Source organism: Streptomyces sp. NPDC048604 (assembly GCF_043199435.1).
Taxonomy (GTDB): Bacteria; Actinomycetota; Actinomycetes; order Streptomycetales; family Streptomycetaceae; genus Streptomyces.
Genome location: NZ_JBICVX010000011.1, coordinates 249,548 through 261,467, shown reverse-complemented (window position 1 = coordinate 261,467; position 11,920 = coordinate 249,548). Strand labels below are relative to the sequence as shown.

Annotated in this window: 8 protein-coding genes; 3 read left to right on the top strand and 5 right to left on the bottom strand. The window is 72.0% G+C overall.

Annotated elements, in window-relative coordinates:
* Nucleotides 1-15: 15 nt before the first annotated feature.
* The 4 genes from ACGFMM_RS23505 to ACGFMM_RS23490 all read right to left on the bottom strand — a co-directional run bounded on the left by ACGFMM_RS23505 (nucleotide 16) and on the right by ACGFMM_RS23490 (nucleotide 4,747).
* Nucleotides 16-1,422: a GH1 family beta-glucosidase gene (locus ACGFMM_RS23505; RefSeq protein WP_393648376.1), complete on the bottom strand. Its 1,407-nt coding sequence runs from the start codon at nucleotides 1,420-1,422 to the stop codon at nucleotides 16-18.
* A 116-nt stretch (nucleotides 1,423-1,538) separates the two neighbouring features.
* A complete protein-coding gene (locus ACGFMM_RS23500) occupies nucleotides 1,539-2,441 on the bottom strand; it encodes a carbohydrate ABC transporter permease (protein ID WP_393648375.1) in 903 nt (300 codons plus the stop codon).
* Nucleotides 2,438-3,385, bottom strand: a complete 948-nt coding sequence (locus tag ACGFMM_RS23495) for a carbohydrate ABC transporter permease (RefSeq protein WP_393648374.1) — start codon at nucleotides 3,383-3,385, stop codon at nucleotides 2,438-2,440. The genes ACGFMM_RS23500 and ACGFMM_RS23495 overlap by 4 nt, the downstream gene beginning before the upstream one ends.
* Nucleotides 3,386-3,445: 60 nt before the next feature.
* A complete protein-coding gene (locus tag ACGFMM_RS23490) occupies nucleotides 3,446-4,747 on the bottom strand; it encodes an ABC transporter substrate-binding protein (protein WP_393648373.1) in 1,302 nt (433 codons plus the stop codon).
* A 340-nt stretch (nucleotides 4,748-5,087) separates the two neighbouring features.
* Between ACGFMM_RS23490 and ACGFMM_RS23485 the strand changes: the two genes are divergently transcribed.
* Nucleotides 5,088-7,862: a glycosyl hydrolase gene (locus ACGFMM_RS23485; RefSeq protein ID WP_393648372.1), complete on the top strand. Its 2,775-nt coding sequence runs from the start codon at nucleotides 5,088-5,090 to the stop codon at nucleotides 7,860-7,862.
* A gap of 61 nt (nucleotides 7,863-7,923) precedes the next feature.
* Here the strand turns inward: ACGFMM_RS23485 and ACGFMM_RS23480 are convergent, their stop codons facing one another.
* Nucleotides 7,924-8,946 carry a LacI family DNA-binding transcriptional regulator gene (locus tag ACGFMM_RS23480; RefSeq protein ID WP_393648371.1) on the bottom strand — a complete coding sequence of 341 codons (1,023 nt, stop codon included), beginning with the start codon at nucleotides 8,944-8,946 and terminating at the stop codon, nucleotides 7,924-7,926.
* Nucleotides 8,947-9,195: 249 nt separating this feature from the next.
* Here ACGFMM_RS23480 and ACGFMM_RS23475 point away from each other — a divergent pair, with 249 nt between their 5' ends.
* Nucleotides 9,196-10,674, top strand: coding sequence for a glutamate--cysteine ligase (locus ACGFMM_RS23475; protein WP_393648370.1), 1,479 nt, complete (start codon nucleotides 9,196-9,198; stop codon nucleotides 10,672-10,674).
* 127 nt (nucleotides 10,675-10,801) lie between these two features.
* The gene (locus tag ACGFMM_RS23470) at nucleotides 10,802-11,896 is read left to right on the top strand and encodes a chemotaxis protein (protein WP_393648369.1); all 1,095 of its coding nucleotides are present in this window, start codon (nucleotides 10,802-10,804) and stop codon (nucleotides 11,894-11,896) included.
* The last annotated feature ends 24 nt before the right edge of the window (nucleotides 11,897-11,920 follow it).

Sequence of the window (11,920 nt, the reverse complement as noted above, 5' to 3'; positions counted from 1 at the left end):
CGCGAGCGGCGGCCGTCACTCCTCCGCGAGCCCGCCCCGGGAGATCACCTCCGCGTACCAGCGGGCGCTGTCCTTCAGGGTCCGGCGCTGCGTCGCGAAGTCCACGTGGACGATCCCGAACCGCTTGCTGTAGCCGTACGCCCACTCGAAGTTGTCCAGCAGCGACCACAGGAAGTAGCCCCGCACGTCCGCGCCGTCCTCCAGGGCCCGGTGCACCGCCGCCAGGTGCGCGTGCAGATAGGCCACCCGCTCCGGGTCCTTCACGTTCCCCGACGGGTCCGCGTAGTCGTCGTACGCCGCACCGTTCTCGGTGATCACCAGCGGGACGCCCGGCAGCTCGTCCCGCAGCCGGAGCAGCAGCTCGTGCAGCCCGTCCGCGTCCACCGGCCAGTCCATGGCGGTGCGCGGGCCGGGCGCCGGCGGGAACCGGACGTGCCGCTCGGCGCCCGCCCACGGTGACGGGGACTCCGAGACGCCCGCCGCGACGACGGCGGGGGAGTAGTAGTTGATGCCCAGCGAGTCGATCGGCGCGGCCGCCGCCGCCAGGTCGCCGTCCCGCACGAAGGACCAGTCCGTGACCGACGCCGTGTCCTCGACGAGGTCCTGCGGGAGCCGGCCGTGGAAGACGGGGTCGAGGAAGATCCGGTTGCCGACGGCGTCGATCCGGCGGGCCGCGTCCAGGTCCCCGGGCGCCTGCGAAAGGGGCCGTACGGCATGGAGGTTGAGGGTCAGGGACACCTCGGCGGCCCCGGGCAGCACCCCGCGCAGGGCGCGCGCCCCGAGACCGTGCGCCAGGTTCAGGTGGTGTGCGGCGCGCAGCGCGGCGAGGTCGCTGGTGCGGCCCGGGGCGTGCACACCGTTGCCGTAGCCGAGGAAGGCGGAGCACCACGGCTCGTTCAGCGTGGTCCAGGTCGCCACCCGGTCCCCGAGCGCGTCCGCCATGACGGCCGCGTACTCGGCGAAGCGGTACGCGGTGTCCCGGTGCGGCCAGCCGCCCGCGTCCTCCAGCTCCTGTGGCAGGTCCCAGTGGTAGAGCGTCGCCACGGGGCGGATGCCGGCCTCCAGGAGGGAGTCGGCGAGCCGCCGGTAGAAGTCGAGGCCCTTGCGGACGGCCGGGCCGCGTCCGGTGGGCTGGACCCGGGGCCAGGCGATCGAGAAGCGGTAGTCGGTGACGCCGAGCCGCCGCATCAGGGCGACGTCCTCGTCGGACCGGTGGTAGTGGTCGGCGGCGATGTCCCCGGTGTCGCCGTTGCGGACCTTGCCGGGGGTGCGGCTGAAGGTGTCCCAGATGGAGGGCGTGCGGCCGTCCTCGGCGGCGGCGCCCTCGATCTGGTACGCGGCCGTGGCGGTGCCCCAGCGGAAGCCCGCGGGGAAGCGGAGGGTGGTCGCCGGGTCGGTGCGGGGCTCGTCGAGCGCGGTCATGGGGTGCGAACTCCGTGGAGTGAGACGACTGGGGGAGGAGGGGCGAGCAGTGGAGCGTGGGGCAGAGGGCGGCGCGTGGGGCAGAGGGGGCGCAGGCGGTAGCGGTGGCGCGTGGGTCAACCCTTGACCGCGCCCTGCATGATGCCGCCGACGATCTGCCGGCCGAGCAGCCCGAAGACCAGCAGCACGGGCAGGGTGCCGAGCAGCGTGCCCGCCATGACCACGGACTGGTCGTCGACGTAGCCGCCGCCGAGCTGCCGCAGGGCCACCTGCACGGTCGGTTCGGACGAGGAGAGGGCGATGATGGGCCAGAAGAAGTCGTTCCAGGCGGCCATGAAGGTCAGCAGGCCGAGCACGGCCATGCCGGGCCGGGCGATCGGCACGACGATCGACCAGAAGATCCGGGCGGTGGACGCGCCGTCGACCCGGGCCGCCTCGATCAGCTCGTCCGGCAGCGACTGCACCAGGTACTGGCGCATGAAGAACACGCCGAAGGCGGAGACCAGGCCGGGCAGGATGACGGCCTGGAGCTGGTTCACCCACTGCAGTTCGGCGATCAGCATGAACAGCGGGATCACCCCCAGCTGCGGCGGGATCATCATGGTCCCGACGGTGACGGCGAGCAGCGCGCCGCGGCCGCGGAAGCGGAGCTTGGCGAAGGCGAACCCGGCGAGCGTGCAGCACAGCACCGTGCCCAGCGTGACGGAACCGGACACGATCAGGGAGTTGAGGAGCGCCCTGCCGATGTCGGCCTCCTCCACGACCGCCTCGAAGTTGCGCATCAGGTGGGGGCCGGGCAGCAGCGTCGGCGGCACCTTGGCCAGATCGGCGTTGGAGCGGCTGGCGGCGACGATCGTCCAGTAGAAGGGGAAGGCCGAGACCAGCACGGCGACGGTCAGGAACGCGTAGGCGAGCTTCCCGCCCCGCATCGTGCGTCCCGCGCGGGACCGGTACCGCCCGCGCGCGGGAGGCCGTTCGGGCGCCGGGGACGGGGCCGGCGGAGTGGCGAGCACGGTCATCGGCCGGCCTCCTTGCGGGAACGGCGGCGTGCGATCAGGGCGTTGACCCCGACCAGCAGCACGATCAGCAGGAACATCACCCAGGCGATGGCGGCGGCCCGGCCCAGGTGGAAGAAGCCCCAGCCCTGTTCGTACATGTAGAGGCCGAGCGTCTGGTACTGGTGCGCGATGCCGCCGGAGGCGGAGCCCTCGAACAGCAGTGGCTCGCCGAACAGTTGGGTCGCGCCGATCGTCGAGACGACGACCGTGAAGACGATCGTGGGCCGCAGCCCCGGCAGGGTGACATGGAAGAACTGCCGCCACCGCGACGCCCCGTCCATCTCGGCGGCCTCGTACAGCTCGTGCGGGATGGACTGCATGCCGGCCAGGTAGATCAGCGCGTTGTACCCGGTCCAGCGCCAGACGACGATGCTGGAGACCGCGACCTGGGAGGCGAGGGTGCCGGTCTGCCAGTCGACCGGGCCGATGCCGACGAGCCCGAGCAGGTAGTTGATCAGGCCGAAGTCGTGGCCGAAGAGCTGGGCGAAGACGAGCGTGGCGGCGGCCACCGAGGTCGCGTACGGCAGCAGCATCGCCGTACGGAAGAACGTCCGCCCGCGCAGCTTGTAGTTGAGCAGGTGCGCCAGGCCGAGGGCCATGACCAGTTGGGGGACGGTGGAGAGCACGCCGATGGTGAACGTGTTGCGCAGCGAGGTCCAGAAGAACTCGTCGTTCAGCAGCGCGGTGTAGTTGCCGAGCCCGCGCCACTGCATGTCGCCGGGTGTCTGGAGTTCGACCCGGTACAGCGACACGAAGGCCGTGTAGACCAGGGGGAACAGCCCGAATGCGGCGAAGAGGGTGAAGAACGGGGCGACGTAGGCGTACGGGGAGAGCGTGCGCCAGGCGCGCCGGACGGCGGATGTCCGGCGCGGCGGCGCCGTACGCGCGGTTGCGGTGAGGGTCACGGTGCGGCCCTTCGGGAAGAGGCGGTGCCGGGCGAGAGCGTGCCGGGGCGGGAGGCGGGGTCAGCCGATGGTGTTCTCGACGCCCTTCTTGGCGTTCTTCCACGCCTGCTCGGACGCGGTGCCCTTGCGCTCGACCTCGCTCAGCGCGTTGGTGATCTGCTGGGCGACGTTCTGGTCGTGGACACCGAGGACCTGCACCGGGGCGGCCTGGGCGGCGGTGCCGAAGATTTTGCCGATCGGCGCGCCGGAGAAGTAGGGGTCCGTCGCGTCGGAGATCCGGGTGATCGCGCCGGTGGACGACGGGAAGTTGCCCTGCTTGGTGAAGATCTTCGCCTGCTGCTCGGGCGCGGTGAGCCACTTGATCAGCTCGTACGCCTCCTTCTTGTGCTTCGCCGCCTTGGGCACGGCGAGGTAGGAGCCGCCCCAGTTGCCGGCGCCGCCGGGCAGCGCCGCGACGTCCCACTTGCCCTTGCCGGCCTCGCCCGCCTGGCCCTTGATGTAGCCGAGCATCCACGCGGGGCAGGGGATGGTGGCGAACGAGCCGGCCGCGAACGCCTGGTTCCACTGCGGCGACCACTGGTCGAGCTTGGCGCTCAGCCCGGCGTCGCTCGCCTCGACCGAGGTGTCCCAGGCGGTCTTCAGCGCCGGGTTGGTCTCCCAGATCAGGTCGCCGGCGGCGTTGTAGTACCGCTCCTTCTGCTGCCCGATCATGACCGAGTAGAGGCTGCCGACGCTGTCCAGCCAGGCGCTCTTGCCGGGCGCCTTCGCCTTGTACTGCTTGCCGAGCTCCAGGTATCCGTCCCAGGTGGCCCAGCGCTTCGCCAGCTCCGTACGGTCGGTCGGCAGCCCCGCCTGTGCGAGCAGGTCGGTGCGGTAGCACATGGCCTCCGGGCCGACGTCGGTGCCGAGGCCGAGCACCTCGCCGCCCTTGCCGGTGGCGGCCGCCCACTTGGCCGGGGCGAACTGGTTCTTCAGCGCGTCCGCTCCGTACTTCTTCAGGTCCACGAAGCGGTCGGTCTGCTGCTGGGCGACGGAGGCGATGCGGCCGACCTCGATGCCCTGGACGTCGGCGAGCCCGCCGCCGCCGGCGAGCCGGGTCTGGAGGGACTTCCAGTAGTCGGCCTCGTCCTCGGTGTCGGTCTGCTTGATCGTGACGCCCGGGTGGAGCTTCTCGTACTCGGCGTAGAGCCCGGCCTCCTTGTAGCCGAAGGAGCCGAACAGGTCGACGGTGATCGTGACCTTGCCGTTCGCGGCGTCGGAGCCGCCGTCCGACGAGCCCCCGCAGGCGGCGAGCAGGGACCCGGCGAGCGCGAGTGCCCCCATGCGGAACGCGGATCTGCTGGCGGCTCGGGCAGTGCGCATGAGGAGTCTCCCTTTGCTGAGGGTGGAGAGGCAGGAGAGAGCAGCTCTGAGAGCGCTCTCAGGTAGTGCCGGAGCTTGCCGGTGACGGGCATGTTCCGTCAAGAGTCGAAGACATAACGGGTCGGATTCGGCCCGAGGTTGGGCTCGTGTGCAACGTATTGACACCCCTGTCGGCGGAGGCATACGTTTCGGGCCGTCCTGAGAGCGCTCTCGAAGGCGGGACGCGGAACCGACCACCCGCGTACCACCCGCGTACCGCACGCTCCGCGCCACAGGGGCCCCGAGCCGCTCCACCCGCCGTGATGACTTCACCCGTCGTGACGACTTGAGGTGCTTCCCCATGTCCATCCCCCACTCACGCCCGGCCGCCGCGCTGGCCCTGGCCGCCGCCATGGCCGCCGTCGGGCTCGGCCCGGCGGCGTCCCCAGCGGCGGCCGCAGCCGTCCCCGTCGGCGCCGGCAGCTACTCCGACACCCGGCCCGCCGGCACGTCCGGCCCCACGACGAACACCGGCGCGCCCGTGACGCCCAAGGTCACACCGGCCGCCCAGGGCAAGCCCGTGCCCACCAACGACTGGTGGTCCTCGCTCGCCTTCCAGCGCTACGGCGACAACCCGTACTCCACCCCGATGTACGGCCATCCGCTCACCTACCAGGCCACCGCGGGCGGCCTCGACGTCGGCTACCCGACGACGCCCCAGATCGTCGGCGAAGGCCGGCAGTACGAGTTCGCCCACAAGCGGGACCTCACCATCGGCCTGACCGGGCTGAACTCACCCGACACCAAGGCGGACTCCTGGTCCGACTGGACCGTCACGCCCTACTGGTCCGACGGCGCCCGCACGCTGCGCACCACCATCGGCCACGGCAGCCCCTTCGTGTACGCCCAGGGCTCCGGCGGCAACGCCCAGATCACCACCGCGGGCACCCCTGCCGTCTTCGCCGACCAGGGCAACGTCCTGGGCATCACCGTCGCCGGCCACCACTACGCCCTGTTCGCGCCGACCGGCGCCGACTGGAACGTCTCCGGCAGCACCGTCAGCGCCGCACTCGCCGGCAAGGACTACTTCTCCGTCGCCGTGCTGCCCTCCACCGACGCGCTCGCCGCCTACAAGAAGTACGCGTTCAGCTTCGTCACCGGATCCACCGTGAACTGGAGCACGTCCGGCGGCTCCGTCCGCGCCACCTACACCCTCACCACCGAGGCGAAGGAGGGCGCCGAGCGCGGCACGCTCCAGGCGCTGTACCGGCACCAGTGGCTGCACACCGGTGACGCCCTCACCCCGTACACGTACGTCTCGCCGCGCGGCACGATGAAGGTCCGCGAAGGCACGGCGTTCACCACCGTCCAGAAGGCGGCCCCGGTCCTGCCGGGCCTGCCCAGGACCGGGGACGTCGACGCCGCACGGCTGCGCGGCCACCTGAACGAGGTGGTCTCCGCCGCCGACCCGTTCTCCGGCGCCACCGACACGTACTGGACCGGCAAGGCGCTCGGCCGGCTCGCCCAACTGGTGCCGCTCGCCGACCAGATCGGCGAGACCGCGACCCGCGACCGGCTCCTCACGCTCTTGAAGGGCCGCCTGCAGGACTGGTTCACCGCGGGGGGAGCGAACGAGTTCTCCTACGACCGTACCTGGAAGACCCTCACCGGCTATCCCGCCTCGTACGGCAGCGACACCGAGCTCAACGACCACCACTTCCACTACGGCTACTACGTCTACGCCGCCGCGATCGTCGCCCAGTACGACGCCGGCTGGGCCGCCGACTCCGCCTGGGGTGGCATGGTGAAGACCCTGATCCGCGACACCGCCAACCCCAGCCGCACCGACGGCTCCTACCCGTTCCTGCGCGGCTTCGACGTCTACGCCGGGCACAGCTGGGCCAGCGGCCACCAGGGCTTCGCCGCCGGCAACAACCAGGAGTCCTCGTCGGAGTCCACCAACCTCAGCGCCGCGCTCGTGCTGTGGGGCTCGGCCACCGGAGACACCTCCCTGCGCGACCTCGGCAGCTATCTGCTCGCCACCGAGGGCGAGGCGATCGCCCAGTACTGGTTCGACGCCGACCAGCAGGTCTTCCCGGCCTCGTTCGGCCACGACACCGTCGGCATGGTCTGGGGCAGCGGCGCCGCCTACGCCACCTGGTGGACCGCCAACCCCGAGGAGATCCACGGCATCAACGTCCTCCCGGTCACCGGCGGTTCACTTCCCCTCGGCGGTCACGGGGCCGCGATCCGGCGCAACCTCGCCGAGATGCAGCGGGAGAACGGCGGACCGGCCGTGGAATGGCGCGACATCCTCTGGGAGTTCGAGTCGCTCGCCGATCCGGCGGCCGCGAAGGCGAAGTGGGACGCGGGCCACGCCGGCTACACCCCGGAGGCGGGCGAGTCCAAGGCGCACACCTATCACTGGATCACCACCCTGAACGCCCTCGGCGCTCCCGACACCACGGTGACCGGCGACCTTCCGACCTCCGCGGTCTTCGTGAAGAACGGCACCCGCACCTATGTCGCCCACAACCACGGCTCCACCGCCCGCACCGTGACCTTCTCCGACGGCAAGGCCCTCAGCGTGCCCGCCCGTTCCACCGCCACCGGCAGCGGGACGGTCACCGATCCGGACCCCGACCCCGAGCCCTCCACCGGCAACACGTTCCGGCTCCGCTCCGGCGGCGTCCTCACCACGGCCACCGGCGGCACGCCCGGCAGCGACACGATCCCGTCGGCGGGCGGCGCCAACCACGACGGCACCGTCTACAAGCCGCTCGTCTACGAGGTCCGCGGCGTCAACGGCACGTTCGGCGCGGGCGGGACGACGGCGTTCCGTCTCCCGGTGGACGCCGGCCCGGCGGTCGGCCTCGGCCAGCAGGTCCGGATCAGCTACGACCTCACCGGAGACGGCTCCTTCGACCGGACGGAGACGTACCACTACTTCGCCACCGACCCGGTCGCCGGCTGGGAGGAGTACAGCCAGGCGCGCGGCCTGAAGTCCGCCACCGGCGCCCTCGGCGACCTGCGCGGCGGGACGGTGCGGCTCGAGGTCTGGAGCGCGATCGGCAACGCCGACTCCCGGCTGCAGACGGGCACGGACACCGCCGTCGTGGTCATCCCGTACAGCTGAGCGGCCACCCGGTCGAACGCGGCGGGCGCGGAGCTTCGGCTCCCCGCCCGCCGCCTCCGTCTCAGGCCGACGCCCGCCGCACGAGACTCGTCTGCGTGATCACCGACGCCGACGCCGCCTCACCGGCCCCGTCGAGAAGCCGCATCAGCAGCTTCACCATGATCCGGCCCATGCCCTCGATGTCCTGCCGCACCGTGGTCAGCGCCGGATCGGTGTCCCGCACCACCAGCTCCATGTCGTCGAAGCCGACCACCGCGACGTCCTCCGGCACCCGGACACCGCGCTCGCGCAGCGTACGGAGCGCACCCGCGGCCATCAGGTCGTTGGCGGCGAAGACGGCGTCGAGGTCCGGCCACCGGTCCAGCAGCTCGGCCATCGCCCGCGCCCCGCTCTCCCGCGTGAAGTCGCCCTGGCACAGCAGCGCCGGATCGGCGTCGACCAGCACGTCTCGGTAGCCCGCGATCCGGTCGAGCGCGGAGGTCTGGTCGCGCGGACCCGCGATGTGCGCGATCCGCTCGCGCCCCAGGGACACCAGGTGCCGCACCGCCTCCCGCGCCCCTCCCCGGTTGTCGCAGTCCACGAACGGCACGGCCAGGTCCGAGCCCGCCGGGCGGCCCCCGAACACCGTCGGGACGCCGCTGCGGACGATCAGCGCCGACAGCCGGTCGTCGCTGTGCAGCGAGAACGCGAGCGCCCCGTCGACATGCCCCCCGCCCAGGTAGCGGGCGATCCGCTCGTGGTCCCCGGGGCCCTCCACCCACAGCAGCACCAACTGGGAGTCGTGCGCCGTCAGTTCCCGGCTGATGCCCCGTACCTGCTGTTCGAAGAACGGGTCCGAGAAGATCCGGAACTCGGGCTCCGCGATGATCACGGCCACCGCGCCGTTGCGCCGGGTGACCAGGGTGCGGGCCGCGTGGTTGGGGACGTAGCCGAGCTCCTCGACGGCCCTGCGCACCTTCTCCACCAGCGGGGCGCGGACGCCCGCGCCGCCGTTGACGACCCGGGAGGCCGTGGCGCGGGACACCCCTGCGCGCGCGGCGACGGCTTCGAGCGTGGGGCGAAGCCCCGTGGTCTGCTCGGGCAAGGCGGAAGCTCCTCGGCTGCGTCGGCTGGGCGGGGTGGGACGTGCGGTGCGGTGGACCTGCGGTGCGGGGGACGTGCGGCGGGGCGACGTGCGGTGCGGCTCCAGGATATCTGTATCCGCCACGCGCTGAGAGCGCTCCCAAGCGGGGATTCTCCCGGCCGGCCCGGCCGTCGGTCCACCGCAGGCGGCGGCGCGTGGGAAGTGGGACGCTGAAGGGGAGCTTCGTGCCGAGGTGACTCGGGAGGTCGCATGGGACGGGACGTTCCGGCGCTGGTGTTCACCCGTGACGACCGCCGCCAGTTCCGGGACAAGATGCACGCGTGCCTGGACGTGCTCGCGCAGATGCTGCGGGAGGCGCGGTTCGACTTCGAGCGGCCCCAGGTCGGCCTCGAGATCGAGCTGAACCTCGTGGACGGCGAGGGCGAACCGGTCATGCGCAGCACGGACGTTCTCCAGGAGATCGCGGATCCCGCCTGGGCGAGCGAGCTGGGCCGGTTCAACCTGGAGATCAACATCGAGCCGCGGCGGCTCACGGCCGGCGGTCCGGACGCCTGGGAGCAGGAGATCCGCAACGCCCTCAACCACGCCGAGGCCAAGGCCGCGGCGGTCGGCGCCCATCTCGTCATGATCGGGATCCTGCCCACCCTCGACCTCTCCGACGTGGGCCCCGACGCGCTCTCCGAGAACCCCCGCTACAAGCTGCTCAACGAGCAGATCTTCTCCGCGCGCGGAGAGGACCTGCTGATCTCGGTGGACGGCGTGGAGCGGCTGCGCACCTACGCGGAGACGATCACCCCGGAGGCGGCCTGCACCAGCACGCAGTTCCATCTCCAGGTGTCCCCGGACGAGTTCGCGGACTACTGGAACGCGGCCCAGGCCATCGCCGGCGTCCAGGTCGCGCTGGCGGCGAACTCGCCGTTCCTGTTCGCCAAGGAACTCTGGCGCGAGACGCGCATCCCGCTGTTCGAGCAGGCCACCGACACCCGGCCCGAGGAGATGAAGGTGCAGGGCGTGCGCCCCCGGGTGTGGTTCGGCGAGCGGTGGATCACCAGCGTCTTCGACCTCTTCGAGGAGAACGCCCGCTACTTCCCCGCCCTGCTGCCGCTGTGCGACGAGGAGAACCCGCAGGAGACCCTCGACAGCGGCGGGATCCCCGGACTGGCCGAACTCACCCTGCACAACGGCACGGTCTACCGCTGGAACCGCCCCGTCTACGCCGTCGTCGACGGCGTCCCGCACCTGCGCGTGGAGAACCGGGTGCTGCCCGCCGGCCCCACCGTGGCCGACGTGCTGTCGAACGGCGCGCTGTACTACGGGCTCGTCCGCGCGCTGGTCGAGGAGGACCGGCCCGTCTGGACCCGGATGTCGTTCTCGGCCGCCGAGGACAACCTGCACGCCGCCGCCCGGCACGGCATCGACGCCCACCTGTACTGGCCCGGCACCGGCGAGGTCCCGGTGACGGAGCTGGTGCTGCGCCGGCTGCTGCCGATGGCGGACCGCGGCCTGGAGCGCCTCGGCATGGACGCGGCCTGGCGCGAGCCGCTGCTCGGGATCATCGAGCAGCGCTGCGTCACCGGGCGCAACGGCGCGGTGTGGCAGTCGGAGATGTTCCACCACGCCCACGACATCCACCACGTGAACCGGCACGAGGCGCTGCGCCGGATGACCCGGCAGTACATCGACTACATGCATCTGAACGCCCCGGCGCACACCTGGCCCGTCGAGTGAGCCCGAGGACCCCGAGTCCCCGAGGACGCCGAGGACATCGACTCGCGGGGTGCGACATATCAGGACAGGATGGCCATTTGGGCGGGTCGTCGAGGCCTGTCCGGTCTCCGGTAGGAAGGATCGGTTCATGGACCCCGTGCTCAGCAGTGACGTCCTCACCGAGCTGCGGCAGCCCCGCCCGTACCCGGCCGTCTCCCTCGTGATGCCGACGCACCGCCGCGAACCGGAGAACGCCCAGGACCCGGTAAGGCTGCGGAACCTCGTCGCCGAGGCCGAGAAAGCCGTCGGGAACGACCCCGACGTGCCCCGGGAACGGCGACTGGCCGTGCTCGACCAACTGCGCCGGGCCGTGGACGAGGTCGACCTCGTCCACGCCGAGGACGGCCTCGTCGTCTACGCGGCCGAGGGCGAGCACCACGTCTGGTCGGTCGCCCGCGAGGTGCCGGAGCGCGTGGTCCTCGCCGACACCTTCCTCACCCGCAACCTCGTCGCCGCCCAGGCGGCGGAGCAGCCCTACTGGGCGCTCACCGTGGCGGCCGACCGGGTCTCGCTGTGGAGCGGCGACCCCGAGCACGCCGCCGAGGCCGACGGGGACGGCTTCCCGCTCACCCGGAGCCTCGAGGACCCGGACGCCGAGCGCAAGGAGCAGATCGGCGACCTGCCCAGCACCTTCCAGGACGAGGCCACCAAGCAGTTCCTGCGCGAGGCGCACGACAAGCTGCGGGCGGTCCTGGCCGCCGAGCCGCGCCCGCTGTACATGCTCGGCTCCGCCGCGGCGCTCTCCCTCATGGACGAGTTGGGCTCCTTCGGACCGGACGCGATGGCCATCCCGCAGGGCGGCCTCGCCGCGGGCCCGGCCTCGGCGGTCTGGGAGGCCGTCGAGCCGCAGCGCACGGCGCGCCTGGCGGCGGCGACGTCCACCGTCCTCGCCGAGCTGAACGCGGCGCAGGGACGGCACGAGTTCGTGGGCGGCATCGACGAGGCCTGGCAGGCCGTGAAGGAGTCCCGGGTCCGGCTGCTCGCCGTCGAGGAGGGCTACCGGACCGTCGTGCGCGAGGACGGCGGTCACCTGGAGCCCGCGGATTCGGGCAGCGCCGGAGCGCGGGACGACATGGTCGACGAGATCGTCGAGAAGGCCCTGGAGGCCGGTACGGAGGTCCACTTCGTGCCCGACGGCTCGCTGGCGGAGCAGGGGCGCGTGGCCGGAGTGCTGCGGTACTGACGCGCGCCGCAGCCCCGATCCGTA